Source organism: Enteroscipio rubneri, assembly GCF_963929405.1.
Classification (GTDB): Bacteria; Actinomycetota; Coriobacteriia; order Coriobacteriales; family Eggerthellaceae; genus Enteroscipio; species Enteroscipio rubneri.
Genome location: NZ_CAWVIN010000002.1, coordinates 723049 through 748294 on the forward strand (window position 1 = coordinate 723049; position 25246 = coordinate 748294).

The 25246-nt window shown below is 64.2% G+C and carries 27 protein-coding genes and 1 riboswitch; of the genes, 10 read left to right on the forward strand and 17 right to left on the reverse strand.

The window, feature by feature from the left end; genetic code table 11:
• Positions 1-167: 167 nt before the first annotated feature.
• The 4 genes from pyrF to ABGT83_RS13455 all read right to left on the reverse strand — a co-directional run bounded on the left by pyrF (position 168) and on the right by ABGT83_RS13455 (position 3175).
• Positions 168-893, reverse strand: coding sequence for an orotidine-5'-phosphate decarboxylase (gene pyrF / locus ABGT83_RS06605; RefSeq protein WP_103264593.1), 726 nt, complete (start codon positions 891-893; stop codon positions 168-170).
• The gene (locus ABGT83_RS06610) at positions 887-1837 is read right to left on the reverse strand and encodes a dihydroorotate dehydrogenase (RefSeq protein ID WP_346686564.1); all 951 of its coding nucleotides are present in this window, start codon (positions 1835-1837) and stop codon (positions 887-889) included. The genes pyrF and ABGT83_RS06610 overlap by 7 nt, the downstream gene beginning before the upstream one ends.
• On the reverse strand, positions 1838-2647 hold the full coding sequence (locus ABGT83_RS06615; protein WP_346686566.1) for a dihydroorotate dehydrogenase electron transfer subunit: 810 nt from the start codon (positions 2645-2647) through the stop codon (positions 1838-1840).
• A gap of 105 nt (positions 2648-2752) precedes the next feature.
• On the reverse strand, positions 2753-3175 hold the full coding sequence (locus ABGT83_RS13455) for a helix-turn-helix transcriptional regulator (protein ID WP_428994602.1): 423 nt from the start codon (positions 3173-3175) through the stop codon (positions 2753-2755).
• 272 nt (positions 3176-3447) lie between these two features.
• On the opposite strand from ABGT83_RS13455, the gene ABGT83_RS06625 reads away from it, so the two are divergent.
• The 3 genes from ABGT83_RS06625 to ABGT83_RS06635 are packed head-to-tail and all read left to right on the forward strand — an operon-like array spanning position 3448 to position 4962.
• The gene (locus ABGT83_RS06625) at positions 3448-3912 is read left to right on the forward strand and encodes a hypothetical protein (RefSeq protein ID WP_346686708.1); all 465 of its coding nucleotides are present in this window, start codon (positions 3448-3450) and stop codon (positions 3910-3912) included.
• 5 nt (positions 3913-3917) lie between these two features.
• Entirely contained in the window at positions 3918-4784 is an 867-nt protein-coding gene (locus ABGT83_RS06630) for an alpha/beta fold hydrolase (RefSeq protein ID WP_346686568.1), read from the forward strand.
• Positions 4785-4839: 55 nt separating this feature from the next.
• Entirely contained in the window at positions 4840-4962 is a 123-nt protein-coding gene (locus ABGT83_RS06635; RefSeq protein ID WP_346686570.1) for a hypothetical protein, read from the forward strand.
• Between the two features lie 24 nt (positions 4963-4986).
• On the opposite strand, the gene ABGT83_RS06640 is transcribed toward ABGT83_RS06635, so the two are convergent.
• Positions 4987-5547, reverse strand: coding sequence for a YdeI/OmpD-associated family protein (locus ABGT83_RS06640; RefSeq protein ID WP_346686572.1), 561 nt, complete (start codon positions 5545-5547; stop codon positions 4987-4989).
• Positions 5548-5648: 101 nt separating this feature from the next.
• Positions 5649-5972 (reverse strand): DMT family transporter, encoded by a 324-nt coding sequence (locus ABGT83_RS06645; protein WP_103264589.1) that lies wholly within the window; start codon positions 5970-5972, stop codon positions 5649-5651.
• A gap of 23 nt (positions 5973-5995) precedes the next feature.
• A riboswitch (guanidine-III (ykkC-III) riboswitch) is annotated at positions 5996-6060 on the reverse strand.
• Positions 6061-6310: 250 nt separating this feature from the next.
• Here ABGT83_RS06645 and ABGT83_RS06650 point away from each other — a divergent pair.
• Both ABGT83_RS06650 and ABGT83_RS06655 read left to right on the forward strand, forming a co-directional pair.
• Complete coding sequence (locus tag ABGT83_RS06650) at positions 6311-6640, forward strand: type II toxin-antitoxin system MqsR family toxin (RefSeq protein ID WP_103264588.1); 330 nt, start codon at positions 6311-6313, stop codon at positions 6638-6640.
• Entirely contained in the window at positions 6634-7062 is a 429-nt protein-coding gene (locus ABGT83_RS06655; RefSeq protein ID WP_239926354.1) for a type II TA system antitoxin MqsA family protein, read from the forward strand. Before ABGT83_RS06650 ends, ABGT83_RS06655 begins: the two co-directional genes overlap by 7 nt.
• A 17-nt stretch (positions 7063-7079) precedes the next feature.
• Here ABGT83_RS06655 and ABGT83_RS06660 read toward each other — a convergent pair whose 3' ends face one another.
• A complete protein-coding gene (locus tag ABGT83_RS06660; protein WP_103264587.1) occupies positions 7080-7583 on the reverse strand; it encodes a GNAT family N-acetyltransferase in 504 nt (167 codons plus the stop codon).
• A 98-nt stretch (positions 7584-7681) separates the two neighbouring features.
• On the opposite strand from ABGT83_RS06660, the gene ABGT83_RS06665 reads away from it, so the two are divergent.
• Positions 7682-8407 carry an AAA family ATPase gene (locus ABGT83_RS06665; protein WP_103264586.1) on the forward strand — a complete coding sequence of 242 codons (726 nt, stop codon included), beginning with the start codon at positions 7682-7684 and terminating at the stop codon, positions 8405-8407.
• A gap of 3 nt (positions 8408-8410) precedes the next feature.
• On the opposite strand, the gene ABGT83_RS06670 is transcribed toward ABGT83_RS06665, so the two are convergent.
• The 4 genes from ABGT83_RS06670 to carA form a co-directional block, all read right to left on the reverse strand.
• A complete protein-coding gene (locus ABGT83_RS06670) occupies positions 8411-8743 on the reverse strand; it encodes a type II toxin-antitoxin system PemK/MazF family toxin (RefSeq protein WP_157938926.1) in 333 nt (110 codons plus the stop codon).
• On the reverse strand, positions 8740-9039 hold the full coding sequence (locus ABGT83_RS06675; RefSeq protein WP_123674619.1) for an AbrB/MazE/SpoVT family DNA-binding domain-containing protein: 300 nt from the start codon (positions 9037-9039) through the stop codon (positions 8740-8742). Before ABGT83_RS06675 ends, ABGT83_RS06670 begins: the two co-directional genes overlap by 4 nt.
• A gap of 127 nt (positions 9040-9166) precedes the next feature.
• Complete coding sequence (gene carB, locus ABGT83_RS06680; protein WP_346686577.1) at positions 9167-12391, reverse strand: carbamoyl-phosphate synthase large subunit; 3225 nt, start codon at positions 12389-12391, stop codon at positions 9167-9169.
• Positions 12384-13919, reverse strand: coding sequence for a glutamine-hydrolyzing carbamoyl-phosphate synthase small subunit (gene carA / locus ABGT83_RS06685; RefSeq protein ID WP_346686578.1), 1536 nt, complete (start codon positions 13917-13919; stop codon positions 12384-12386). Before carA ends, carB begins: the two co-directional genes overlap by 8 nt.
• A gap of 409 nt (positions 13920-14328) precedes the next feature.
• Between carA and ABGT83_RS06690 the strand changes: the two genes are divergently transcribed.
• The gene (locus ABGT83_RS06690; RefSeq protein WP_346686579.1) at positions 14329-14844 is read left to right on the forward strand and encodes an LURP-one-related/scramblase family protein; all 516 of its coding nucleotides are present in this window, start codon (positions 14329-14331) and stop codon (positions 14842-14844) included.
• Positions 14845-15119: 275 nt separating this feature from the next.
• Here ABGT83_RS06690 and ABGT83_RS06695 read toward each other — a convergent pair whose 3' ends face one another.
• The 4 genes from ABGT83_RS06695 to pyrR all read right to left on the reverse strand — a co-directional run bounded on the left by ABGT83_RS06695 (position 15120) and on the right by pyrR (position 18818).
• Positions 15120-15581: a hypothetical protein gene (locus tag ABGT83_RS06695; RefSeq protein WP_346686580.1), complete on the reverse strand. Its 462-nt coding sequence runs from the start codon at positions 15579-15581 to the stop codon at positions 15120-15122.
• 425 nt (positions 15582-16006) lie between these two features.
• A complete protein-coding gene (locus tag ABGT83_RS06700; protein WP_346686581.1) occupies positions 16007-17299 on the reverse strand; it encodes a dihydroorotase in 1293 nt (430 codons plus the stop codon).
• Positions 17283-18227 (reverse strand): aspartate carbamoyltransferase catalytic subunit, encoded by a 945-nt coding sequence (locus ABGT83_RS06705; protein WP_103264580.1) that lies wholly within the window; start codon positions 18225-18227, stop codon positions 17283-17285. Before ABGT83_RS06705 ends, ABGT83_RS06700 begins: the two co-directional genes overlap by 17 nt.
• A gap of 3 nt (positions 18228-18230) precedes the next feature.
• The gene (gene pyrR, locus ABGT83_RS06710) at positions 18231-18818 is read right to left on the reverse strand and encodes a bifunctional pyr operon transcriptional regulator/uracil phosphoribosyltransferase PyrR (RefSeq protein ID WP_103264579.1); all 588 of its coding nucleotides are present in this window, start codon (positions 18816-18818) and stop codon (positions 18231-18233) included.
• 623 nt (positions 18819-19441) lie between these two features.
• Between pyrR and ABGT83_RS06715 the strand changes: the two genes are divergently transcribed.
• From ABGT83_RS06715 to ABGT83_RS06725, 3 genes are all read left to right on the forward strand, one after another.
• Positions 19442-20323 carry an enoyl-CoA hydratase/isomerase family protein gene (locus ABGT83_RS06715; protein ID WP_346686584.1) on the forward strand — a complete coding sequence of 294 codons (882 nt, stop codon included), beginning with the start codon at positions 19442-19444 and terminating at the stop codon, positions 20321-20323.
• Between the two features lie 237 nt (positions 20324-20560).
• Positions 20561-21757 (forward strand): acyl-CoA dehydrogenase family protein, encoded by a 1197-nt coding sequence (locus ABGT83_RS06720; protein ID WP_103264577.1) that lies wholly within the window; start codon positions 20561-20563, stop codon positions 21755-21757.
• Positions 21758-21935: 178 nt separating this feature from the next.
• Entirely contained in the window at positions 21936-22868 is a 933-nt protein-coding gene (locus ABGT83_RS06725; protein ID WP_103264576.1) for a LysR family transcriptional regulator, read from the forward strand.
• Positions 22869-22937: 69 nt separating this feature from the next.
• On the opposite strand, the gene coaBC is transcribed toward ABGT83_RS06725, so the two are convergent.
• Positions 22938-24170, reverse strand: a complete 1233-nt coding sequence (coaBC, locus tag ABGT83_RS06730) for a bifunctional phosphopantothenoylcysteine decarboxylase/phosphopantothenate--cysteine ligase CoaBC (RefSeq protein ID WP_239926352.1) — start codon at positions 24168-24170, stop codon at positions 22938-22940.
• Positions 24151-25194 carry a ferrochelatase gene (gene hemH / locus ABGT83_RS06735; protein ID WP_103264575.1) on the reverse strand — a complete coding sequence of 348 codons (1044 nt, stop codon included), beginning with the start codon at positions 25192-25194 and terminating at the stop codon, positions 24151-24153. Before hemH ends, coaBC begins: the two co-directional genes overlap by 20 nt.
• Between the last annotated feature and the right edge of the window lie 52 nt (positions 25195-25246).

A 25246-nucleotide genomic window follows, 5' to 3' on the forward strand; every position in this document is an offset into this window, starting at 1 on the left:
TACTATCACGCTCTCACTTGTTTCGCCTTGTCGATTACCACAAATCATAAAAAATTTCAGCGCCGCGACCACATTTTAGAAGGCGTCGGGGCATTCGACGGCTTTTCGTCGCCTAATCGTCACCAACAACGCCCGATCAGGCCTAACTCCTCTGCAACGTCCCAAGGCTACAATTCGGCCGCAATGGCTTCGAACGCGGCTGCGGGATCCTCGGCCTGCGTGATGGGACGGCCCACCACGATGTGCGACGCGCCGTTCTCGAACGCCTGCGCGGGAGTGGCCACGCGGCTCTGGTCGCCGCGATCGCTGCCCGCAGGGCGCACGCCCGGGGTGACGATATAGGCGTCGGGACCGAGGATCTCGCGCAGGCGCGCGGCCTCCTGCGGGGACGCCACCACGCCGGAGATGCCTGCGCGCTTGGCCTGCTCGGCGAGCACCACCACCTGATCGGCCATGGCGCGACTTACGCCCGTCTCGGCGAGGGCGGCATCGTTCATGCTGGTGAGCACCGTGATGCCAAGTGTGGCGGGCACGTCGTGTCCATACTCGGTTGCCGCTCGTTCCGCGCCGCGCTGAGCAGCCGACATCATATCCACGCCGCCAACCGTGTGCATGGTGAGCATATCCGCGCCGCTGTGAGCCGCGGAATATGCCGCGCCCTCGACTTGGTGCGGGATATCGTGGAATTTGAGGTCGAGGAACACCTTGAAGCCGCGCTCTTTCAACGCGTAGACGATCGCCGGGCCGTTCGCATAGAACAGCGTCATGCCCACCTTCATCCACGATGCCTTGTCCTGCAGCTGATCGGCGAGGTCGAAGGCTTCCTCTATATCGCAGTCGAGCGCGACGATCACGCGCTCCCTTGCGGGGATCTTTTCGAACGAGTTCACCATTCCAACGCTCCTATCAGCTCCTGCACGTCTTCCACGCCGTGCCTCTTGCAATACTGCGCTATTCCGTCGATGATTTCAACCGTGGCGTGCGGATTCACGAAATTCGCGGTGCCGACGGCCACGCCCGTGGCCCCCGCCAGCATGAACTCCACCGCATCGGTCGCGTTCGAGATGCCGCCCATGCCGAGCAGCGGCACGTCGACCGCCTGGTGCACCTCCCATACCATGCGCAGCGCCACGGGCTTGACGGCGGGGCCCGACAGCCCGCCCACACCGCGCGCGAGCTGCGGGCGGCGACGCTCGGCGTCGATGGCCATGCCCAGAAGCGTGTTGATGAGCGAGAGCGCATCGGCGCCGGCGGCTGCGGCGGCGCGAGCAATCTCGGCGACGTCGGTGACGTTCGGCGTGAGCTTCACGATGAGCGGTCGCTTCGTGGCCGCGCGGCACCGGGATACGACCTCCTCGACGCTCGAGGTGCACGTGCCGATGGTCATTCCGCCCGCGTCCACGTTCGGACACGAGATGTTCACCTCGTACGCGTCCACCGGCGCGTCTTCGAGCGCCTCGATCACCTGCACGTACTCATCGAAGCTGTGGCCCGACACGTTCACGATGACCGTCGCGCCGCGCTCCTCGAGCCACGGCAGGTCGCATTCCTTCAAGTGTGCGACGCCGGGGTTCTGCAGCCCGATGGAGTTGAGCATGCCCGAGGGCGTCTCGGCGATGCGAGGGCTGGCGTTGCCCTCCCAGCCGGCGAGCGACACGCCCTTCGTAGTGACCGCGCCGAGGGCGGCCACGTCCACGAAATCGCCGTACTCGCGCCCGGCGGCGAACGTGCCCGACGCCACCGTGACTGGGTTCTTCATCTCTAGGCCGCCCAGGTTCACGGCCATGCGCACGCTTGTGGGGGCTGTCGTACGCGGACCCGCGCCCATCGTCGCCATCTACCACACCACCTTCCGCGCATCGAACACGGGGCCGTCGACGCACGCCCGCTTCTTGCCGTCTACCGTGTCCACCACGCACGACAGGCAGGCTCCGATACCGCACGCCATGCGCTTTTCCATCGACACCTCGCAGGGCACGCCGACCTCCGCGGCCATGCCGGCAACGATCTTCATGAGGGGCTCCGGGCCGCATACGGCCAGGTAGTCGTACGGCTCGCCCGCTGCGTCCGTCTCGGCGAGCGCCTCGGCGACGAGCGAGGTGCAGAAACCCTCGCGACCGAAGCTGCCGTCGTCGGTGGCACAGAGCGGCGGAGCGCCGAGCAACGCCTCGTATCGCGCGCGACACGTAAGCGCGGCCTCGGTCTGCGCGCCCATCACGACGTCCGTGCGCACGCCGGCCGCCACGAGCGATTCGGTCAGCATGAAGAGTGGGGCCGCACCCACGCCTCCGCCCACGAGCAGAGCGCGGCGGGCGTCCGCAGGCGGCTCCCAGGCGCGCCCAACCGGACCGATAAGCTCCGCGCCCGAGAGGTGCTCGGCGCGCTCGGGCTCGATGCGAGTCATGTGATCGGTGCCGAAGCCCACGGCCTGGTAGAGGATCTCGAGCGTTCCCGCGGCCGCGTCGCGCGCGTATACCGAGAACGGGCGGCGCAAGATGTGCGCCTCCATGTTCGGCACCTTCATGTGCACGAACTGCCCCGGCTCGATGGCCGCCGCTATGCGCGGCGAAGCCAGCTCCATGAGGTAGAGGTTTGGGCCGACCTTCGCGTTCGCGAGGATGCGCGCCCTCTCGTTGACGAGTGCCACGTTCTCACCTTTCGATCCGTCGCCGCCGGCCGGCTGCCGCGGCGCACCTTCGTCTCTCGAGGGCCGATTGTAGCATCTGCGCGTAAGAGCACGCATCTGACAGGCCTAAATGCCAAGGAAAGTGCATGGGAGTGTCCGCAATGCTCGCATGCGAGCGCGTGGTCCTCGCCGCGGCGGGGATGCGGGCGCTGGAGAGGGAGCCGGGCGCTCGTTCCGCCATCGGCCATCCACACGATGGCGGAGCGCATCGGTGAGGAACTTCCGGCTGCGCGCGCACCATCTGGATCGCGCCCATCCGGCGGAGGACGCGCTCGCGCTCGTCGGGGCGTGCGACATGCAGAACTCCCCTCCCGGCGCATGGGAGGCGTCGCTCGCGAACCGCACGCCGTCGCTCGGCGCGGACGGCGCGCCGCCGCCCGTCTCCCACTTCGACACGGCCGTACGCGACACGTACAGCTTGGCCGCAAGCTGCTCCTGCGTCAGACCGCGCTCGGTGCGCAGCGCTTTCAGCTTCTCTCCGAGTTCCATGAGGGCACGCCTCCTTTCACGCCCAGCTTGGACGACGCGGCGCGCTACGGAAAGACACGATCCGTGTCATCGCGCGTCTTCGCAGGCCAGAAGCCTGCGTGCCTCGACGGCTATCGTAGGACTCGCGTCGTTGGAGAACGAAAGCCAAGGAAGTCTTTTTTCGTCGCATGCGATTCGCCGTGCCATTCTACCATCGGCTTGGCCGGATCGCGGAGCCGAGGGGTATACTGCCATCGACAGGCGACGCGAGAACGGGAGCGATGATGGAGAGGATGCCGCCTTTGGCGAAGGTATTCGAGGCGTGGAGCGCGCTGGCAGACGGGCGCGTGTCGCTCGACGACGAGGAGCGGCGCGCGACGGTGACTTCGTCGAACGGCCTGAAAGCCTACACGGTGGCATGGAGCGAGGACGGCGGAACCTACTCCTCGAACGACAACGCCACCTACTGGCAGGGCTACGCGGGCTATCCCGTCATCGCCGCGCTCATGGCGCAGGGCCGGCTGCCCTTCGATCGCGCCGCAGCCGAGGGATTCGCGCACGTGGACTGGACCGAGCTGAACGAGCGGCACAAGCGCGACTACGCGGCGGCCGTGCGCGAGATCGTGGACGAGCGCGGCCTGGACGCAGCCCAGGCAGACGCCGCCGCCCATGTGGTGATGGACGCGCTCGCGGCGCTGGACGTCGCCGTCAAGCGCGGGGCCGCCCGCCCTCCGAGGGCTAAGCCGAAGGAGGCGTGATCGCCGTGAAATCCATCTACAAGAGCGCCGAGGGCAAGCGCGCGATTCTCGACCTGTACGACGAGCAGCTTGCCCGCATCGGCGCGCCGTTCGAGGACGTCTTCGTGGACACATCCTTCGGGCGCACGCACGTCGTGGCCACGGGCAACCCCGATGGCATCCCCCTGCTCTCGTTCCACGGCGGCAACTCCACGACGGCGCACAACCTCGTCACGTCCCCCTTCCTGCTGCGCGGCGACTTCCGCGTGTTCGCGGTGGACACGATCGGGCATCCCGGCAAGAGCGACGAGGCGTGCCTGCCGCCGTCGGGCTACGCGTACGGCGAATGGGCGTCGCAGGTGATCGACGGGCTAGACTTTCCGCGCATGCGCTGCATCGGCGGATCGTTCGGCGCGGGCATCCTGGCGAAGCTCATGTGCGCGGCGCCCGGGAAGGTGGAGCGCGCGGTACTGTTCGTTCCCTCCGGCATCAAGAACGCGCCGGTGTGGCACTCGATGAGCATGATGGGGCCCATGATCATGTATCTGCTCTCGCGCCGCGAGGAGTGGTTCGTGAAAACGCTTCTGCCCATGGCCGGCGCGCCTGACGTCATCGACGCCGAGACGCTGGCCACGGCGAAGGCCACCATCGACCATGCGAAGGTGAAGGCCGGCATGCCCACCGACGTCGACCCCGAGCGCATGGCCGCCTGCACGGCGCCGACGCTCGTGATGGCGGGCGACGCCGACCGCCTCTTCCCCGCCGCGCGCGTTCTCCCGCAGGCCGAGGCCATCATCCCGAACGTCACGTGCCGCCTCATGAGAGGCCGCGCCCACATGGGCGCCCTCACCGCCGAGCAGGAGTGCGAGATCGTGGGTTTCCTCAAGGGTTAGCGTTGAATCGTACAATTATTCTCGTTTTATCGCACAATAGGTACGGGAGCCGCACGTGTCCAAGCCCTCCGACACGGGCAGCGTGATCGAAACGGGCCTCGGCCGCATCGCGGAGAGCATTTGCGCCGACAACCATGTGGCCTCGTTCTACGAGCGGTGGCACCGGGCTTTCCTGTAGTACACGCGATCCGCTTGCGCTTCCCTACATGGGCTTCAGGTTGCGGTCGAGGCGGTCGAGCATCCAGGCGAGGCGCTTCTCGCGGCCAGCGTCGGTCTTGGCATCGAAGTACGCGCGCGTGTAGGTGCGCCGCACCGACGGCGACATGGCGCGGAAGTTCGAGGCCGCAGGCTCGTGGCCGGCTATGATCGCCTCGAGGGCCGCCGTGTCCTCCTCGGTGACGTCCGGGGCCTTCTTCGCGTCCCAGCTACCGTTGCGCTTAGCCGCCTCGATGGCGCGCCTGCCGGCATCGGCCATGAAGCCGCGCCGCTCGAGCTCGCGCGCAAGCGCTTTGTTCTTTTCAGACCACACGCTCTTCGCGCGGCGCGGGGCGAAATACTTGCGGTAGGACGCGTCGTCGATGCGCTGCATGCGCCCGTCGATCCAGCCGAAGCAGAGCGCCTCCTCCAGCGCCTCGGACGCCTTGAGCGTCTTTGGGCCGCCGGACTTGCTGAACACGAGCCACATGCCGCCGCTCGCCTCGCCGTTATCGCCTAGCCACGCCCTGAACTCGTCGCGGGTTGAGAACGTCAGCTCGTCGTCCATATGGCGAATCTCCTCGGCTCGTCGTGGTGTGGCACGCCTTTAGATCCCAGTATAAAGGAGGATGTCCGCGCAGGGACGGGAATGCGGAGGATCGCCCGACGTCATCCCGCGTCGTGAACGAGCTTCAGTCCGACGACGCACGCGATGAGGCCTGCTATGAGCAGCACCTTCGCCACCGATACGGGCTCGGTTCCCGAGAGCATGCCGTAGACAACCGTGAGCGAGGCGCCGATGCCCACCCAGACGGCGTACGCCGTGCCCGTGGGCAGCGATTTGACTGCGTACGACAACCCCGCCATGCTCATGACGAGCGCGACGAGGAACACGAGGGACGGGACGAGTTTGGTGAACCCCTCCGCCCGTCCGAGCGCGGTGGCCCACACCGCCTCCAAGACGCCCGACGCCACCAGAACGATCCATGCCATGAGAAAACTCCCTTCCGTGAAGCAACGCGCCGTCTTTGCGATCCTGGTACGGCTGCCCTCGTCAGGGAATCATATGAAACGATGAGACGAACCAAGTGTAGCAGGCCCCGTCGTCCGCTGCGTATGTCCGCATTCGAATTCAAATAGTATGCACAAACATATGTTCCCTTATCGTTCGAATCGTATTACAATACGTACATAAGTTCTCTTGGTGGCTGGAGCGACCTCCTAACCCTCTCGGGGACAGCCGTGCTTCGACAGGGAGGTGGCGACATGCCCAGCCCTCTTGCAATTCGCGTGCCCGTTCCGTATACTGCAGATGGTAGCAAGGTGCTACCATGAAAGGGAAGGAGCCGCGCTACGACCTCGCAGAGGTGAAACGGTTGGTCCGGGAGGGCCGGTACAGCGCTTCGAAGAAGAGCACGTCCTGGCTGCGAAACCACGGTTTCAGCCCAATCCTCGCGCGACGCATAATCCTTTCCCTTCAGGAAAAAGAGTTCGTGAAATCGCTTAAGCCGAGACGCGACGACGGCTCTTGGGCGGACGTGTATTGCTGCGACTACAATGAAGATGGCGTCTCTGTCTGCTTTTACGTGAAGTTCATCGTGGAAGGCGACGTGGCCACCGTCATGCTCATGTCGTGCAAGGAATGGGGTTATGCATGGTGATGATGACGAAATGCCCAGCGTGCGGCGGCAAGATCATGGATATCCATGGACCGATTGAGTGGGACGTCAAAGGCGAGCAAATCGTCGTAGACGATGCCGACTACTGCCTGTGCGCCAGCTGCGGCGAAATCTACCTCGAAGGAGGGATGGATGGCATCATCCACCGCCGCGCGGTCGACCAGTACAAACGCGACAACGGGCTGCTCTCGGGCGACGAGGTGCGCGAGCTCCGGCAGGGTCTGGGGCTCTCGCAGGCCAAGTTCGAGAAGCTCATCGGCGCGGGGCCGAAGACGGTCGTGCGCTGGGAGAGGGGCTCGGTGTTCCAGAACCGCACCGCCGACACGCTCATGCGCGTCATCCGCGACTTCCCCGAGGTGGCCGCGTACCTGATGGAGCGCGTGGACGAGCCGCACGCGTCGTGACGCGCAGGAGCGGCTGCTCAGTCGAGCGCCTTCGCATAGCAGGCCTCGAGCAGGCGCTCGCCTGCGATTTCGACGGCGTTCTCGCGCTCGAGCAGCTGGAACCCGCGCTTCTCGTAGAAAGCGCGCGCGGGCGCGTTGTCGGCGAGCACCCAAAGATAGACGTTTTCATAGCCCTCGATCGCTAGTGCGTCGAGGGCCGGGTCGAGCAGCTTCGAGCCGATGCCGCGCCCCATGCGCTCCGGTTGCACGTAGAGCGACACGACCTCGCCCCATCCCGCGAACGCCTCGACGCGGGCGGGCCCGTAGGTGCACACGCCGACTATCTCGCCGCCTTCGCGGGCGACGAACGTGCGATCGACGCTCTGCTCAAGGCCCAGCTGCCAGAACCCTTCAGACAGCGTGTCGAGAAAGTCCTGCGGCACGATGCCCCGGTAGGCGTGCCGCCAGCTGCGCACGTACACGCGCGCCACCGCTGCCAGATCATCGTCCGCTGCGAGCCGTTCAACTTCGATGCCGTTCATTCCCTATCCTCCCGCCTATCCGCGCGTCATGCGAGATGGCGCTTTTGGAGCTATAGTAGCATTTGCGAAAAGACATAAGCGGATGAGAGGAGCACGCCATGCGCGACGATGTCTTCGTCACCTCGCTCGCCATCGACTGGGCGGACGTTCCCGACAAGGGCGTCTACCCGTTCAACGTGCCGGCCATCGCGAGCCTGCGGGCGCTCGACCTGGGCCAGCCCATCACGTTCTTCTGCGGCGAGAACGGCACCGGCAAGTCGACGTTGCTCGAGGCGATGAGCGTCGCCTACGGCCTCAACCCCGAGGGCGGCTCGCGCAACTACACGTTCTCCGTGCACGACGGCCATTCGGAGCTCTGCGACCACGTGCGCCTGCTCAAGGGCATCTGCCGGCCGCGCGACAGCTTCCTCGTGCGCTCCGACACGCTGTTCAACCTCATATCGGAGATGGACGCGCTCGAGGACGACCAACGCTACTTCGGCGGACGGTCGCTGCACGCCCGCTCGCACGGCGAGGGCATCCTCACGCTCGTGTCGCGCCGCTTCGGCGGCGAGGGGTTCTACGTGCTCGACGAGCCCGAGACGGGGCTCTCGCAGCTGGGGCAGGTGGCGCTTTTGGCCGAGATCGTGCGGCTGGCCAACGCGGGGTCGCAGCTGGTCGTGGCCACGCACTCCCCCATCCTGCTCTCGGCGCCGGGGGCGGTCATCTACCAGTTCGAGGACGAGGTGCGCCGCGTAAGCCTCGAGCAGACCATGGAATGGGACGCCCTCCACCGCTTCCTGGAAGACCCCGACCGCCTGCTCGCGGAGTTCCTGGACAGCTAAGGATCAACGCAGCTCCAGCATTCCCCGAATGGAAGCGAGGATAGTGCGCACGGTTTCATCGTCCGCACATCCGAGGTACTCGTACCCACGTCGCCCCACGTCTATGGTCCGCAACAACTCCACGCAAGCGAAACCTATTGAGCGCCCTGAGCACTTCACAGGCAAATGAAGCGGGTACCCGTTGTCCTTGGTGGTTGTCGGCACGACGGCAACCAGGTTCGCACGCGAATTGAAACCGTAACCGCTCACCACAACAGCTGGACGGATCTTTGCCGGCTCATAGCCGATCGACGGGTTGAAATCGACCATGATGACATCGCCTTGCTCGAGGATCACGGAATCACCTCGGCACCCACGTCCTTGCCCCAATCGCATTCCCCTGGTTGGTAGTCCCCCGTGTATCCCGCAAAAAGCTCGTCCATGGAAACATAGGGGATATCTCGATAGGCGCGATGTTCGGCTTCCTCGGGACGAACGAGCATGAACGAGCCGCGCTCATCATGCCCGAGGCTCATCGTCAAGCGCGCGCCCACATCGATCCCCATGCGCTCGCACATGTCCTTGGGAATGCGGACGGCACGCGACGTGCCCCAGGCGCAAAGCTGCGTTACCTTGTCGGCGATCCTTGACATCCACGCACCTCCCTAAAGATATCTTTATAGATATCTTTCCACCGATCGTGCTGTATGGCAAGCTCCATGCGTGGTGCCGGCAGCTGCTGACGAGCGAAGCTGCCGGCAATAGGTCATCCGCGTCTCCCTACCCCCACTGGGGCAGGTCTTGCAGGGCCACGACGGACAGGCCGTTCGCGCGGGCCATCTCCATGCCGGCCACCATGGCCTGGGCGCCGGCCAGGTTCGTGACGTGGGTCACGCCGTGCTTCACGGCCTCGAGGCGCAGCTCGTAGCCGTCGGCGCGCGTGGCATGGCCGAACGGCGTGTTGATCATGAGCGCTATCTCGCCGGCGGCGATGCGGTCGAGCACGTTGGGGGCGCCCTCATGCACCTTCTTCACTTCCTCGCAGTCCACGCCCGCCGCGCGCAGGGCGCGGGCCGTGCCTCCCGTGGCCACCACCTTGAAGCCCAGGCGCACGATGTCGCGCGCGATGGACACGATGGCGCGCTTGTCGCGGTCGCACACGCTGATGAACACGGTGCCGCCCTCGGGCAGCGCGTAGCTGATGGCCAGCTGCGTCTTCGCGAACGCGGCCGGGAAGTTGCCGGCGATGCCCATGACCTCGCCGGTGGACTTCATCTCGGGGCCGAGCACCGTGTCCGCGCCGGGGAAGCGGCCGAAGGGCATGACGGCTTCCTTCACGCTGTAGTGCTCGAGGCGCCGGTCGTCGGGAGGCAGGCCCAGGTCGGCGATCTTCTCGCCCGCCATGATGCGCGCGGCCATCTTCGCCAGCGGCACGCCGGTGGCCTTGGACACGAACGGCACGGTGCGGCTGGCGCGCGGGTTGGCCTCGATGATGTAGATGACCTGGTCCTTGATGGCGAACTGGATGTTGATGAGGCCCACCACGCCCAGGCGCAGCGCCAGGTCGCGCGCGACGCTTCGCAGCTGCGACACCAGCGCCTCGGACAGCGCGAACGGCGGCGTGCAGCAGGCCGAGTCGCCCGAGTGGATGCCGGCCATCTCGATGTGCTCGAGCACGCCGCCCACGTACACCGCCTCGCCGTCGCAGAGCGCGTCGAGGTCCACCTCCACCGCCCCCTCGAGGAAGCGGTCGAGGTACACCGGATGGTCGGGCGATATCTTCGCGGCCTCGGCCATGTACTTCTCCAGCTGCGCGCCGTCGTAAACGATGCCCATGCCGCGCCCGCCCAGCACGTAGCTGGGGCGCACGAGCAGGGGGAACCCTATCTGGTCGGCCACGACGCAGGCCTCCTGGTAGGTGGAGGCCATGCCGGCGGCCGGGTAGGTGATGGCCATCTCGTCGAGGATGGCGCTGAAGCGGTCGCGGTCCTCGGCCAAATCGATGGCCTCCGGCGAGGTCCCCATGATGGGCACCCCCGCCTCCGCGAGCGCGTTCGCCAGCTTGAGCGGCGTCTGGCCGCCGAGCGTGACCACCACGCCGTCCGGGCGCTCGACGTCCACGATGTCCATGACGTCCTCGAACGTGAGCGGCTCGAAGTAGAGCTTGTCGGACGTGTCGTAGTCGGTGGACACGGTCTCGGGGTTGCAGTTCACCATGATGGTCTCGAAGCCGGCCTCGGCAAGCGCGTAGCTCGCATGCACGCAGCAGTAGTCGAACTCGATGCCCTGGCCGATGCGGTTCGGGCCGGCTCCCAGGATCATCGCGCGCTTGCGCGTCTTCGGCGCGACCTCGGTCTCGTCGGCGTCGTAGGTCTTGTAGTGGTAGGCCGTGGAGCTGGGGAACTCGGCCGCGCAGGTGTCGACGGTCTTGAACGCCGGCCTCACGCCCAGAAGCTTCCGGCACGTGCGCACGGTGAGCTCGTCGGAGCCCGTGAGGTGCGCGATCTGCGCGTCGGAGAGGCCCATGCGCTTGAGCAGGCGGAACGCGTCGGCATCCAGCTCGTCGAGGTGCATGCCGCGCAGGTTCTCCTGCACGCGCACGATGTCGGCCATGCGCGCAATGAAGAAGGGGTCGATGCCGGTGGCCGCGCACACGCGCTCCACCGTCCAGCCGCGGCGCAGCGCCTCGGCCAGGTAGAACACGCGGTCGGCCGTGGGACGCGCCACGAGGTCGTCGAACGCCTCGCCGTCCGGCAGGCCCGCGTCCTTCCCGTCCGCGCCCAGGCCCGCACGGCCGTTCTCCAGCGAGCGCATGGCCTTGCCGAGCGCCTCCTCGAACGTGCGGCCGATGGCCATGACCTCGCCCACGGCCTTCATGCGCGTGGACAGCGTGTCGTCGGTGCCCTGGAACTTCTCGAACGCGAAGCGCGGAACCTTCACCACGCAGTAGTCGATTGACGGCTCGAAGCACGCCGGGGTGGCCTTCGTGATGTCGTTCACGATCTCGTTGAGCGTGTAGCCCACGGCCAGCTTCGCCGCCGCCTTCGCGATGGGGAACCCGGTGGCCTTCGACGCGAGCGCCGAGGAGCGCGACACGCGGGGATTCATCTCGATCACGATCATGCGCCCGTTGTCGGGGTTGACGGCGAACTGCACGTTGGAGCCGCCGGTCTCCACGCCGATCTTCTCCAGGATGGCAAGCGACGCGGCGCGCATGCGCTGGTACTCCACGTCGGAGAGCGTCTGCGCGGGGGCCACCGTGATGGAGTCGCCCGTGTGCACGCCCATGGCGTCGAAGTTCTCGATGGAGCACACGATAATGCCGTTGCCGGCATGGTCGCGCATGACCTCCATCTCGTATTCCTTCCAACCCTCGATGCTCTCCTCCACGAGCACCTCGCCGGCCGGCGACAGCTCTAGGCCCTGGCCCACGATCTCGTGCAGCTCGGCCGGGTCGTGCGCGATGCCGCCGCCCGCGCCGCCGAGCGTGAACGAGGGGCGCAGCACCACGGGGTAGCCGAGCTCGGCCACGATGGCCTCGGCGTCGGCCAGGGAGTAGGCGTAGCCCGAGCGCGACGTCTCGATGCCGAGCTCCGCCATGCACTCGTTGAAGAGCTTGCGGTCCTCGCCGCGCTCGATGGCGGCCAGGTCGCAGCCGATCATCTCCACGCCGTACTTGTCGAGGACGCCGGCGCGCGCGAGGTCGACGGCCGTGTTGAGGCCGGTCTGGCCGCCGAGCGTGGGCAAAAGCGCGTCGGGCCGCTCCTTGGCGATGACCTGCTCCACGAACTCGGGCGTGATGGGCTCCACGTAGGTGCGGTCGGCCAGGCCCGGGTCGGTCATGATGGTGGCGGGGTTGCTGTTCACGAGCACCACGCGGTAGCCGTCGGCCTTCAGCACCTTGCAGGCCTGCGCGCCCGAGTAGTCGAACTCGCACGCCTGCCCGATGACGATGGGGCCGCTGCCGATAACGAGGATGGTGTTGATGTCGGTGCGCTTAGGCATGGGAGCCTCCTTCCGCCCCCGCCACCGTGGCAGCCTGCTCGCCGAACGTCCAGCCGGCCAGGCGGTCGGTGGCGATATCGATGTCCAGATAGCTTGCACATTCCCACGGGTCGGGTGAAGTCAGCGAGGGCGCGGCTGGCACCCCAGATTGCCCCGATGCAAGGCTGGACTGGACTTCGGTCCGTCCAGCCGCGGCAGAAGGGCAAGATGGGGTGCCAGCCACGGCCGCAGCGTCGGCTGCTCCGCCGTTCGTCAGAACGGCGGAATCCATAAGTCGGCCGAAGGCGGTGAACAGGTAGTGTGCGTCGGTGGGCCCGGGCGAGGCCTCGGGATGGTACTGCACGCTGAACGCGGGGATGTCGAGGAAGGCGACGCCCTCGGCCGTGCCGTCGTTGAGGTTCACGTGCGTGAGGCGGATGCGGCCGAAGCGCTCGTTGTCCACGACCGGCGCGATGCCGGAGCGCGCCCAGAAGCGCAGGTCGTCTTCATGGCCCTTGAAGCCGCCCGAGAGCTCCGGCACGAGCGCGCCCAGGCTGGGGAACAGAAGGCCGAAGCCGTGGTTCTGCGCCGTGATCTCCACACGGCCCGTGAGCAGGTTCATCACGGGGTGGTTGCCGCCGCGGTGGCCGAACTTGAGCTTCTCGATCCCGGCGCCGGCGGCCTTCGCGATCATCTGGTGCCCGAGGCAGATGCCGAACACAGGCACCTGTCCCAGCAACTTCTCCACCTGGGAGTACGTGCCCTCCACGGCCTCGGGGTCGCCGGGGCCGTTCGACAGGAACACGCCGTCGGGTCCCATGGCCAGCACCTCTTCCGCCGGCGTGTCCCACGGCACGACCGTGAGCTCGCAGCCCGAGCGCACGAGGTTCTGGAGGATGGAGCGCTTCGCGCCGCAGTCGTAGGCGACCACGCGGTGGCGCGCGGACGCGGCCTGCGCGACGGCGAACGCATGGCTCGCAGGCAGGTCGCCAACGCCCACGGCGTACGGCTTCTCGCACGACACCGTGGCGGCGAGGTTCTGCCCCACGAGGGGCTCGCTCGCGCGCACCTTCGCCAAGAGGCTCGCCTCGTCCACGTCGACGGTCGAGAGCACCGCGCGCTGGGCGCCGCAGTCGCGCACGTGGCGCACGAGCGCGCGGGTGTCCACGCCCTCCACGGCCACGACGCCGTGCTCGCGCAGGTAGTCGGGCAGGCTCTGCGCGCTGCGCCAGTTCGACGGCGCCGCGCACATGTCGCGCACCACGAGGCCGCGCAGCGCGGGCTCTCCCGCCTGGGCGTCATCGGGGTTCACGCCGTAGTTGCCGATCTGCGGATACGTCATGGTGATTATCTGTCCGGCGTAGGACGGGTCTGTTATCACCTCGAGGTAGCCCTCGAGCGACGTGTTGAAGCAGATCTCGCCGTACACCTCGCCGGAAGCGCCGCACGCCGTGCCGCGGAATACCGCGCCGTCCTCCAGCACGAGCGCCGCCGGCCGGGGCGCGGGCTTCGACGTGCCCTCCAAGAGCTTGTTCGCTATCTCGCTCAAAATCATCCTTCCGCTCGGGCAGCATATACGAAAAAACGCCTTCGTCGGGGACAAAGGCGCACGTTATCCTGGGAAAGCTATGCTGCGCACCTTGTCGGTCTCTCCGTACCGCCTTAAAGGTTGCTTCATAGTATACGCTTCAATCATGTATATTCATGACGAAATGCATTTTTTTATGGTATTCGGCATGATATATGCAATTCCAAGAAAGTTGGCGGTAGGCATCGCTCCGCTTTACCGTCGCCCTTTACCGAGAGTATCGGGAACAGAGACGCCTTCCGTCATCGTCTCACGTCGCGTTTCAAAATTGGGTTCATGGCCCTCGCCAACCCGCACGAACCATGCCTGTTCGACTACTATGCTCCATGTGTAAAATGCATCGGATATCGGAATGAGCAAGGAGCTCACCATGAACTTACACATCAAATCGAAGCTCGTCTCCATCCACCACAAGATGGACATTCTCGACGACGACGACCAACCGGTCTACCACGTATCGGGAAAGCCCATCAGCCTCCACGACAAGACGCATATCACCGACCTCGACGGCAACGAGATCGCATCCATCCACGCAAAAGCCGTCTCCATCCATCATAAGTACTTCGTGGATATGGCCGATGGCGCCTCGTTCGAACTGTCCGAGCAACTTTTCCACATTAAGGACATCATCGACATCCCCGAATTGGGCTGGCAGCTGCGCGGCAGCATCTTGGCGTTCGAATTCCAGATCGTTGACGCGCAGGAGCGCGTGCTGGCTACTGCGCATCGCCATATCGTGTCGCTGCACGGCGTATACGACATCAAAATTCTGGACGAGAGTCAAATCGAAAAGCTCCTGGCCGTATTCGTGGTGATCAACCACATCATCGTCAACCGCGAAACGGCCGAGGCCTCCTCTTCCGCCCCTCCCAGCGCGAATGCCTGAACGTCACGTCGAGCATGCCCGCGTTGGATCGGATTCGGGAACTCGACCGTCTTGACCCCGCATTTCCGATCGCCCAGCGAAGCGCCCGGAGCATCTGTGATCGGGCGCTTCAAGTTCCAGCATCATTATCGGCTCTAAGACCCTTGAATCGCTCCTAAGCTTACATCCCTTCGGATTTGATTATCTAATGACTTATAAAAATAAGCCGACAATCAAGCGCTTGCATCCGGTTATATGGCGACCTTGAGCGTTTCCGTGAATAGATCGTCGAATCTTTACATGCGTCCTGCGGGAAGTCCCAGCTGCCGTCGAAGCTTCAGCTTGCGAGCATGGTAATCCGGCGTGCGAACCTGAGCACGTTTTCCCAGCTGCTGCAGGATCGTGTTCGCGATCGCGTCGGTGGCAGCGAGGCTGTCGAGTTCTTCGTTCGTGACTCCAACAACAGTCCAGCCCATAGCCATGAGCGCATTCGCCCTTCGAGAGTCGCTGAGGCGTGCAGCCTCGCCTTCGTGCGAGAAGCGGCTTTGGTATTCCACATCGAGCTTCGCACCCGGCCAACATAGATCGAGGCGAAAGCTGCGTTTGCCCGTCATCGCTCGCACGGCCGGATTCGCCTTCACCTCGAAGTTCATGTGCGGAATGCCAAGGCCGTATCCACCGTAGCGATGAGGCAATCCCAAAACAAGCGCCTGTTTTGTCTCGCGCGGCGAAGCCGAACAGTCGGCGATATACGCCATGGCCCGCGCAAGCTTGCCAGCGCCGCCGAGCGAAAGATTGCGCGCGAGGAAAGCGAGCAGCTCGCGTGTTGACGAGAGAGCGGGAACGTTGTAGGCCGTCTCAACCCCCCCCCGTCCGGCGCGTCTGGTACGTTCAAAAACGGATGTGCGAGTCGCAGTTTTGGCCGCTCTGAAGCTTTTTCGCGCGTCGAAACGCGGTCCCGAGAAGCTGATGCCAGGCCACTATGCGTACGTAAGCCTGCAACCTGGGACTTTTCAGGAACCGTTTTCGAGAGCCTTTCCGATACATGCAAGTAAAGCTTCAGAGCGGTCAAAACTGTGACTTCTTAGGCAAGAAAACGAGAAGGCCCGCGTCGAAAATGCCGGCGCGGGCCTTGGTATTCCATACTGGGCGTGCGAGTCGCAAACGACGTGCGTGCTTCCCGCTATTCGACGATCGCGCCGTCCTCGAGGGTGGCGTAGCCACCCACGTAGACGTCGGTGGCGCGGCCCGTGAGCTCGGCGCCGATGAAGCCCGAGTTCACGGCCTTCGAGAGGAAGTCGGCGGCGTCCACCGTCCAGGCGGCGTCCGGGTCGATGACCGTGAGGTCGGCCACAGCGCCCGGCTCGAGGGCCACGCGCTCGACGCGCAGGATCTCGCGGGGACGCACGGCCATGAGCTCGACGGCGCGCTCCCAGCTGATGATACCGGGCGCGACCAGGTTCGTGATGACGAGCGCGAGCGACGTCTCCAGGCCGATCATGCCGAAGGGAGCCAGCTCGAACTCGGCGTTCTTCTCGAAGTCGTTGTGCGGCGCGTGGTCGGTGACGATGGCGTCCACCGTGCCGTCCACAACACCCTCGACGAGCGCGGCAGCGTCGTCGGCCGTGCGCAGCGGCGGGTTCACCTTGAGGAAGGTGTTGTAGTCGTCGCTGATGGCGTCCTCGGTGAGGAACAGGTGGTGCGGCGTGACCTCGCAGGTGACGGGCAGGCCCTCGGCCTTCGCGGCGCGCACGAGCTCCAGGCCGCGGACGGTGGTGAGGTGCTGCACGTGCAGCGGGCAGCCCGTGAGGCGACAGATGGCGATGTCGCGGGCGATCTGGATCTCCTCGCCCTCCGCCGGCCAGCCCAGCATCCCGAGGCGCGTGGACACGACGCCTTCGTTCACCTGGCCGGCGCCGACGAGGTCCTCGTCCTGGCAGTGGCTCATCACCACACGGTCGAACTGCGCGGCGTAGTCCATGACGCGGCGCATCATGCCCGCGCCCTGCACGCCGCGACCGTCGTCGGTGAAGGCGACGGCGCCGTGGGCCACCATGTCGCCCATCTCGGACAGCGTGTCGCCCGCGAGGCCCTGCGAGCAGGAGCCGGCCACGTGCACGCGGCACTTGCCGACGGCCGCAGCGCGGGCCTTGACATACTCGACGCCCACCGCGTTGTCGATGACAGGCTTCGTGTTCGGCATGCAGCACACCGCCGTGAAGCCGCCGTGGGCCGCGGCGCGCGTGCCGGACGCGATGTCTTCCTTCGTCTCGTAGCCGGGCTCGCGCAGGTGCACGTGGATGTCCACGAGGCCGGGGACGACGATCTTGCCGCCCAGGTCGCGCTCGACGCCCTTCTCCATCGCGAGGTTCCGGCCGATCTCGACGATCTTCCCGTCGCGCACGAGGATGTCGGCCGTTTCGTTCAGACCGACCTGCGGGTCGATCACATGGGCGTTCTTAAGCAGTAAGGCCATCTTCGCTCCCTCCCAGAAGAAGATACATTTCCGCCATGCGCGTGAGGATGCCGGCGTAGACTTGATCGAGAATGACCGAGCGATTTGGATGGTCGGCCATGTAGCTGTCCAGCTCGACGCCGCGGTTGATGGGGCCGGGATGGCAGATGAGGGCGTCGGGCTTCATGAGGGGCTCGCGCTCCTTCGTGAGGCCGTACAGCATGTTGTACTCGCGCAGCGACGGGTACGGCGCGCCCTCGAGGCGCTCGCGCTGGATGCGCAGCATGTACACCACGTCGAGGTCGGGCAGCGCCTCGTCGAGCTTCGTGGTCACATGGTCGGCGCCAAGGATGTCGGGGCGCGCCGGCATGAGCGTGGGGGGTGCTATGACCGTGACCTCGCAGCCCATGATCTTGAGCGCGGGGATCAGCGAGCCGCACACGCGGGAGTGGCCGATGTCGCCCACGACGCCCACCTTGAGGCCGGCCAGGTCGCCCTTGACCTCCCAGATGGAGTACAGGTCCAACAGCGCCTGCGTCGGGTGCTGGTGCTTGCCGTCGCCCGCGTCGATGACGTGCGCGCCGGAGACGTCGGCGATCTTGCGGGGCACGCCCGCGTGCTTGTCGCGGACGATGATCATGTCGATCTTGTAGGCGCACAGCGTCTCCACCGTGTCCACGAGGCTCTCGCCCTTCACCGTGGAGGTGGAGCTGCCGCCGAAGTTCAGGCTGTTGGCGGAGAGGCGCTTCTCGGCGATCTCGAACGAGGAGCGCGTGCGGGTGGACGGCTCGTTGAACATGTTCACGACCGTGACGCCCTTGAGCGTGGGGACCTGCTTGATGCGGCGCTCGTTGACTTCCTTGAAGCGCGTGGCCGTCTCGAGGACGGTCATGATGTCCTCGGCGGAGTACTCCGTGATATCGATCAGATGCTTGTGATTGAAGGCCATGCCCTATTCACCTCCCAGCGGTGCCGAACCCGCGCGGGAGCCCGGTGCGATTTCCAGAATCTCGACCTCGGTCGTGCCGTCCGTCTCCTCCAGGAAGAGGCGCACGTTCTCGTCCGCCGCCGACGGCACGTTCTTGCCCACGAAGTCGGCGCGGATGGGCAGCTGACGGTGCCCGCGGTCAACCAGCACGGCCAGCTGCACCGTGGCCGGGCGACCGATGTCCATGAGCGCGTCGAGCGCGGCGCGGATGGTGCGGCCCGTGTACAGCACGTCGTCCACGAGGACGATGTCCTTGCCGTCGAGATCGAAGAAGATGTCGGTGGAGTGCACCTCGGGAGCGAGATGCGTCGCGAAATCGTCGCGGTAGAAGCTGATGTCGAGCTTGCCGAGCGGCACCTTCGTGCCCTCGATCTGTTCGATCTTCTCGGCCAGGCGCTTGGCGAGCAAATCGCCGCGCGTCACGATGCCGACGAGCGCGATGTTGTCCGCGCCCTTGTTCGCCTCGAGGATCTGATGCGCAATGCGCGTCAACGACCGCTCGATCTCGTCCGCGTCCATGCAGACGGTCTTGACAGTGCCGGTGTCGGTCATGCACCCACCCCTTCCGTTCGGGATGGTACAGGCGACCCTCACCCCGTCGTGCGGTTCGCGCCTTCGCGCTCCCCCGCCTCGCAGGCGCCTGTCGCCGGGCATGAAAAAAGCCTCCGCGACAGACAAAGGCTTCGACTCCGCGCGCTCTTTTCCGGGCGAGCGCTTGGTGGTTGTTACCTTGTCGGTCTCTCTGTACCGCTTTTAAAGGACTGGAGGCAGTATAGGCGGTTTCCAACGCTTTGGTAACCCCTTTTTCCAACTTTTCTGCTCGCGGATTCAGCTCGAGAACCACTCTGGGGAACTCGGGGAGAAGATCCACCGGAGAGAAGGCGCCGACGGTCCGAAGAGGCTGGAAAAACGACGCAGGAAGCACAGGTATCGCTTGTGCAGCCAGCCGCACAAGCGGGCCTATCGATCTGCTGCGGACAGCATGATAGCCGTGTTGAAAATGCCCATGCGCGCAGGGTACAACCTAGCGCGCATGGGCATTGACCGCGCCTTGTCGGCCGCCCTACTATGGATGAAGCAGGGGCGCCCCCAAGCCCCAATGCCGTCGCACCGGTTCGGAGAGATGAAGAACAGCGGCCGGGGGGGGGACAGACATACGAGGAGAAGGAGACCGAATGAGCGTCTATCAGGATCAGTACCATCTTCCAGCATTCGACTACGGCAGCTACGAGAAGATCAAGATCGAGCAGGACGGGCCGGTCTACATCTGCTCGTTCGACGATCCGGGCAACTTGAACGCTATGTCCTACCTGCAGATGAGCGAATTCAACGACTTCCTTCTCAAAGTACGCCTGGACAAGGACTGCCGCGTAATTGTGCTCACCGGAGAAGGACGCTCTTTTTGCGCAGGCTTCAACCTGGATGACCACGCTTTGCCGCATCCCGACGACATGGGCGAAACGCAGTACATGTACTACATCATGCAGCGTATCTGCTCCGATCAGGCTGTCTACATGCACCGCTGCGAGCAGACCATCATCGGCGCGCTCAAAGGCTATGCTGTGGGCGGAGGCCTTTCCTTGGCCTGCGCCTGCGATATGCGCATCTTGGGCGAGTCCTTCAAGATGAACGCAGGCTACCTGGCCATCGGACTCACGGGAACGGATATGAGCGGCTCGTTCTACCTTCCGAAAATCATCGGCTACGAGCGGGCATACCGCGTGCTCTCATCCACCGACCGTTTCGACGCCGAGACACTGCACAGCTGGGGTTTCGGACTAAAGGTGGTTCCCGATGATGAGGCAGTGGCCGAAGCGGTGGCACTCGCGCACCATCTGTGCGAGACCACCTCGCCCTTCGGTCTCAGGCTCACCAAAGAGGCGATGCTCTCCTCTATCGACGGCACGTGTTTCGAGACGCAGATCAAGATGGAGAACCGCAACCAGGTGCTCGGGACCATAACCGACGATGGCCGCATGGGCCGCTTGAAGATGAATCCGAAGAACAAAGAAGCGGTCAAAGCAGATCCCGAGAAGTATCGGTTCCGCAACCTGTAAGCTACCTCGTCCAGTATGCTCCTACGAGTCGCCCGACACGGCCTCTGCCGGCTCGTAGGAGCTCTTGTATTCGTCCCACCATCGATCCCGCAAACAGTTTCATTCGCAAAATCGATCGATTTACCCCCGAATCAGCTATAATGTGAATTGGACATCCTCCCCTTTCAAGTCGCATAATGAATGAAACGCCGCGCACGGCGGAGGGCGCCGAGCGGGCACGAGAGACGGAGGAGCGCTATGAATCCGAACGCCAAGATCACCGACGAGCAGTTCGAGGCTTATCTGGAGCAGATTCGCGAGCTGGCCGAAGGCCCGTTCGAGGAAATGCAGAAGGAGATCGAGATTTCCAACAAGTTCCCGCAGGAATTCTACGATCTTGCCCGCGACAACGATCTGTACCGCTTCTATATGCCGAGCGAGTACGGCGGATGGGATCTCAACGAACTTGAGATCCTGCGCGTGCAGGAAGAGTTCTCCCGCGGACCGGGCGGCATGCGCATGCACCTGCATCATGCGGCCGATATGAACTGGCGCATCCTCGACGACTACGGCAAGCCGGAGCTCAAGGCCAAGTACATGGACAAGTTCCAGGACAAGACTATCTACTGCAACTTCGCCATCACCGAGCAGACGGGCGGCACCGGTGCCGACATCCACACCACCGCCGTCAAGAACGCCGACGGTAAATACGTCCTCAACGGCGAGAAGTGGCTCATCTCCCACACGGACTGCAGCGACTTCACCTACGTCATCGCGGCGACCGACCTCGACTCCGACAAGGATTCCCGCCTCTCGGCCTTCTTCGTTCCCAACGACGCCCCCGGCTTCGAGATTGTTCCGATGCCCCACATGATGGGCTGCCGCGGCGCAGGCCACGCAGGCCTCGTGTTCCATGATGTCGAACTCGATCCCATCTACCTGCTCGGCGAGGAGGGCCAGGGCATGGAGATCGCGATGCACTCGCTTTCCGTCTCCCGCGTGCATATCGCCTGCTCCAACCTGGGTATGGCTCAGCGTATGCTCGAGCTCAGCCTCAAGCGCGCCGCCGACCGCATCACCTTCGGCAAGCCCATCGCCAGCCGCCAGATGATCAAGCGCGAGATCGCCGAGATGCAGACCTACACCCACGCTCTGCGCACGCTCGTTTACGACTTCGCCCGCGACTTCGACGCCGACCCGCACGGCATCGACATCGAGGAGAAGGCCGCCATCTGCAAGCTGTTCTCCATCTACACGACGCGCATCGTTTCCGACGGCATGCTCGAGATCTTCGGTGGCGACGGCTACTTCGAGGATTGCCCCTACGGTCCGGTCGAGCGCCTCTACCGCGACGCACGCGCCATGTGGTTGGAAGAGGGCGCTCCTAACGTCCAGCGCATCACCATTGCGCGCGGCTGCCAGAACCGCGGCGGAAGGCTGAACTACCAGTTCTAATTCGCCGACGCGATCGTCTCATGAAAACAGGATCCGCAGAAACTTCCTGCGGATCCTGTTTTTTTACCGATGTCTCCGTTTGCCCGGACACCCGCATGGCCTATGATACAGTGGGTACGGTTCGAGTCACAGTTCGTCTTTGCAGGCGATGTAGGTGACGAACAACGGAGGAGGCGGCATGAACCTTTCGCAACTGTACTATTTCAGGACACTTGCGCGGCTGCAGCACTATACGAAGGCCGCTGCCGAGCTGTTCATCGCCCAGTCCACCCTCTCAAATGCCATGGCAAACCTCGAGCGCGAGCTCGGCGTTCCACTGTTCGCCCGCAAGGGGCGGACCGTCGAGCTCACAAAGTACGGCCGCGAATTCGAAGCCGCGGTTATCGAGTCGCTCAATGCGCTTGACAAAGGCGTTGAGCGAGCTCGCGAACAGGCAGAGCTTTTGACCGGGACTATCGACATCGGCACCGTCTACACTGTCCAAGATAGCTATCTTCCCGCTCTGATGCGCGCCTACCGAGCATCCTACGGCGACGGCCTAACCGTGAACCTGTTTCAGGGTCTCACCCTGCCCCTCCTTGAAGATCTAGAGCGCGACCGCTACGAACTCGCATTCGCAGCCTACGTCGAGAACCGCCCGGGTCTCACCTTCGTACCCGTGCTCTCGCAGTCGCTCGTAGCGCTGTTGCACCGCAACCACCCGCTCGCTTCGCGTGAAAGCCTTTCGCTCGCAGAGCTCGCATCTCATGACTGCCCCATTATCACCTACCGGCCGGAAACGCCCATCGGAACGGAAGTCGCCCGTCATCTCGATGCGGCAGGCTTGAAAGCCGCCGCGCATGCTGACGACGAGATCTCGCTGGGCGCGCTCGTAGATTCCGAGAACGATTCGGTGGGACTCGTGCTCAATACGCTCGGTCTCGCGCCTTTCATCAATCTGGTGGCAGTACCCCTTTCGGACGTGCCGAAGGACTTCCATCCGATCTGCCTCGTCTACAAGGAACGCGCCTTTAAGACGAGAGCGGTGGAGACGTTTATCGAATTCACGACGGAATTCAAATGGGATCCTAGCGCGGAGGACACGGAGGATTTCGAAGAAGAAGACTCCTGATACGCTCACGCGCAGATACCGCATCAACCCCGCGATGCAGGACGTGTGCGACGCGTCAAGCCGCCTGTATCAGCGCAGATACTGAAGCGCTTTGTTGAGCACGGCATCTGCCAGGCGCTCCTTCGTCATGAGGGGCAGTTCTTCGACCCCTTCCGCATCTACGAATAGCACCTCGTTGACATCGGCTCCGAACGCACGGCCTTCTCTCACATCGTTGGCCACCACGAAGTCGGCGTTTTTTGCCAGAAGCTTCTTCTGTGCGTTCCCTACCACATCGTGCGTCTCCGCTGCATAGCCCACAACCACTTGGTGCTCCTTGCGCGCACCGAGCGTGGCGAGAATGTCGGGGTTTTCAACAAGCTCGATCGTGCCCAGCTCGGCATCGGCAACCCCTTTCTTCAGCTTGTGCTCGGCTGCCTTCTTCGGACGCATGTCGGCCACCGCCGCAGCGAACACCGCAATATCCGCGTCGCGAAATGCCGCTTCAGCCGCCGCCATCATATCGAGGGCCGTACGCACCGGAACAAGGCGAACTCCCTCAGGCGCCGGCAAAGGGACGGGGCCCGATATCAAGGTGACGTCGGCTCCGCGCAAGGACGCGGCGCGCGCGATTGCATAGCCCGTCTTACCCGACGAGTGGTTCGTCAAATAGCGCACAGGATCGATAGGTTCGACGGTCGGTCCAGCTGTCACCATCACGTGGCGGCCCTCCAGATCGCGAGACATCCCCAGCTCGTCGAGCGTGGCCGCAACGATGTCGTCTACGTCAGCCAAACGGCCTTTGCCCACGTCGCCGCACGCCAAGTAGCCGTCGCCCGCCTCGATGATGCGGACTCCGCGAATGTGCAGCTTGCCGATGTTGTACCGTGTCGCGGCGTTCTCGTACATGTTCACGTTCATGGCCGGCGCGATGATGAGCGGCGCCGTGACAGCAAGTGCGGTCGTCGTCAGAAGATCGTCGGCGATGCCGTTGGCAATCTTCGCAATGACGTTCGCCGTGCACGGCGCGATAAGGAACGCATCCGCTTCCTGGGCGAGCGAAACGTGATGAATGGGATCGGACGGGTCGTCGAACAAACCGACGCCCACCGTCTCGTTCGTGAGCGCGCGAAAGGTTGCCGGACCCACGAACTCGGTCGCGTGCTCCGTCATGACCACCTTCACGCGAACACCCGCCTTCTGCAGTCCGCGCACAATCAGACAGGTTTTATATGCGGCAATGCAGCCCGTGACACCCACGAGCACCGTCTTCTGTGCAGAACCCTGCTGCGAGCTGCCTGCTTCACCGGTCATATCGGCCATTGCGGCCCCCTTTCATATGCGGTCGAACCACATCGGCAAGCACCTTGAGGTGTGCGCGGCTCCGATTGAGGCAGGAAACGTACACGAGCGCCTCCTGTCCGGGCTCGCGTCCCGCCGCTGCAATCCGCTCCAAATAATGCGGTTTCAGTTCATAGTCTATATCGTAGAGCGTTTCGAGACAGTCCACGGCAAAGTTCGGACATATCAGAAACACCCGCGGCGCATCCGTTTCAGCCCAGCGCGACAGCACATCACGGGTGAAGGGCGAAAGCCATTCGCGGTTCTTGTCGAAGCGGCACTGATAGCCGATGGTCCAGCGGGTGCGATCGATACCGAGTTCGCCGGCAATCTGCAGGCTTGAGGCACCGGTCTGCAGCTCATAGGTATCGCCCGCTTCGATATCGTTCAACGGAATCGAGTGGTAGGAGAACAGTACCTTGTCATCGGAATCGATGCGGAAGCCCGCATGCTGCAGCGAAGCCGCTATGGCGCCAATGTAGGTCGGATGGTCGTGGTAGTTGTCGATAAAATCGCATGGCACATCCCAGCGCGTTTTACGCAGCGCGCGTTGTACACCATCAGACACCGCCCCCGTCGTCGAATAGGCGCTCTGGGGGTACAGCGGCAGCACAACAAGATGCGTGCAGCCCGCCTCTTTGAGCTCGCGCACGCAATCCGTCACCGCCGGTTCGCCGTAACTCATGCCGCAGCGAACCACGGCATCGAACCCCTCTTGCTTGAGAACATCGGCGAGTCCTGCCTGGAGGCTGGTATGGACGATGGTGAATGGAGAGCCTTCCTCGGTCCATATCCGCGCATACTTCTCCGCCGATGCCCTCCCGCGCTTGGGCAGGATGCCTGCGTGCAGGATGCACCACCACGCGACGCGATTCATAGGAGCTATACGGCGATCCATCAGGAACTTTGCAAGATACTTCCGCACGGCACGCGGACGGGGCTCCGTTGGCGTGCCCGTGTTCACGAGGAGTACTCCGCAGCGATCCCTCGCAGCCACGTAGACCATCACCTTCCAGAAACAGGGACAGGACGAAAGGTCGGATTCCGCCTCTCAAAAT